Genomic DNA, 2,276 nt, shown 5'->3' on the forward strand with positions numbered 1-2,276 from the left:
AGGTCATGCGCAAGGCCGGCGACCGCAAGCAGCGGCTGCGCGGCGAACGCCGGGACTATCTGCGCTACTTGGCGCAGAGCCGACGTACGGTGCAGCGTGCCGTGATCGAGCAGCAGCTCGCCCTCGCACTCCCTGCGGCCCGTGTCCTACCCCTGGCCCGCCGACGCCCTCGGCCCGCACGGGACGTACGGCGCGGCACTGTCGTACCGGCTGATCGCGGGCGGGCGGCCGCTCGGCACGCTGGTCATCGGGCGGTCCGGGCTGCCGCGCTTCCCCGACGAGGTCACCGGCCTGGTCGAGGACCTCAGCCGCCGCGTCGCGCTCGCGATCGGCGCGGCCCGCCAGTACGCGCGCCAGGCCACCATCAGCCGCGTCCTCCAGCGCGGCCTGCTGCCCGGCGCGGTCGCCGAGATCCCCGGCCTGCACAGCGCCCTCGTCTACGAACCCTGCGACAAGGGCGGCCCCAGCGGCGACTTCTACGACCTCTTCCCGGCCGGCGACGGCCGCTGGTGCTTCGCCCTCGGCGACGTCCAGGGCAAGGGCCCCGAGGCCGCCGTGGTCATCGGCCTGGCCCGCCCCTGGCTACGGCTCCTCGCCCGCGAGGGCTACGGCGTCGCCGACGTCCTCGACCGCCTCAACCAGCTCCTCCTCGACGACGCCACCGAGGCCGCCGACGCGGCCGCCCACGCGCTCGTGGCGGCGGGCGGCATGCCGGGCCCGGTCGGCGACGGCCCCCGCTTCCTCTCCCTCCTCTACGGCGAGCTGGTCCCCTTCGACGGCGGCGTCCGCTGCACCCTCGCCTCCGCCGGACACCCGCTGCCGCTGCTCCTCGGACCGGACGGCGGCGTCGGTACGGCAGCCCGCCCGCAGACCCTCCTCGGGGTCATCGAGGACGCGACGTACACCAGCGAGACCTTCGAACTGCGGCCCGGCGACAGCCTGTTGTGCGTCACGGACGGGGTGACCGAGCGGCGCTCCGGCTCGGTCCAGTTCGACGACGGCGACGGGCTGGCGACCGCGCTCGCCGGGTGCGCGGGACTGAGCGCCGAGTTGATCGCGGAGCGCATCAAACGCCTGGTGCACGAGTTCGGCGGCCGTCCCCCGGAGGACGACATGGCGCTGCTGGTGCTCCAGGCGGAGTAGACAGTCGTACGGGTGCTGGACAATGGAGGACATGCCTTCCGCACTCCCCGACGGCGATCCCGTCCCCGACGACGGCGCCCTGCCCGCGCAGGCGCTCGCCGGATCGGCCGACCGCCCCCTCGGGTTCTATCTGCACGTCCCGTACTGCGCGACCCGCTGCGGCTACTGCGACTTCAACACCTACACGGCGACCGAGCTGCGCGGCACGGGCGGAGTGCTGGCCTCCCGCGACAACTACGCGGACACCCTGATCGACGAGGTCCGCCTGGCCCGCAAGGTCCTCGGCGACGACCCCCGCCCGGTCCGCACGGTCTTCGTCGGCGGCGGCACCCCCACACTGCTCGCGGCGGGCGATCTCGTACGGATGCTGGGCGCGATCCGCGACGAGTTCGGGCTGGCACCGGACGCGGAGATCACGACGGAGGCGAACCCGGAGTCGGTGGACCCCGCCTACCTCGCGGCCCTCCGCGACGGCGGCTTCAACCGCGTCTCCTTCGGCATGCAGAGCGCGAAACAGCACGTACTGAAGATCCTCGACCGCACCCACACCCCCGGCCGCCCCGAGGCCTGCGTCGCGGAGGCCCGCGCGGCCGGCTTCGACCATGTCAACCTCGACCTGATCTACGGCACCCCCGGCGAGAGCGACGACGACTGGCGCGCCTCCCTCGACTCCGCCCTCGGCGCGGGCCCCGACCACATCAGCGCGTACGCCCTGATCGTCGAGGAGGGCACCCAGCTCGCCCGCCGCATCCGCCGCGGCGAGGTCCCCATGACGGACGACGACGTCCACGCCGACCGCTATCTGATCGCGGACGAGGTGATGTCGGCGGCGGGCTTCGACTGGTACGAGGTCTCGAACTGGGCGACGTCGAATTCCGGCCGTTGTCTCCACAACGAGCTGTACTGGCGCGGCGCCGACTGGTGGGGCGCGGGCCCCGGGGCGCACTCGCACGTGGGCGGTGTGCGGTGGTGGAACGTCAAGCACCCGGGGGCGTACGCGGGGGCGCTGGCGGCGGGCCGCTCACCGGGCGCCGGCCGCGAGATCCTCTCCGCGGAGGACCGCCGGGTGGAGCGCATCCTCCTGGAACTACGCCTCCGGGAGGGCGCCCCGCTGGACCTGCTCCGGCCGGAGG

1 protein-coding gene and 1 pseudogene are annotated in these 2,276 nt (G+C 74.0%); both read left to right on the plus strand.

The features are described from left to right. Window positions 1-138: 138 nt before the first annotated feature. Window positions 139-1,143: pseudogene (locus ACNFOC_RS53425) on the plus strand (PP2C family protein-serine/threonine phosphatase); the annotation flags it as partial. A gap of 31 nt (window positions 1,144-1,174) precedes the next feature. Continuing rightward, window positions 1,175-2,276: radical SAM family heme chaperone HemW (gene hemW / locus ACNFOC_RS53430; protein ID WP_416966174.1), on the plus strand; the 1,102-nt coding region annotated here is incomplete at its 3' end.

This window comes from Streptomyces colwelliae, assembly GCF_048158785.1.
GTDB lineage: Bacteria > Actinomycetota > Actinomycetes > Streptomycetales > Streptomycetaceae > Streptomyces.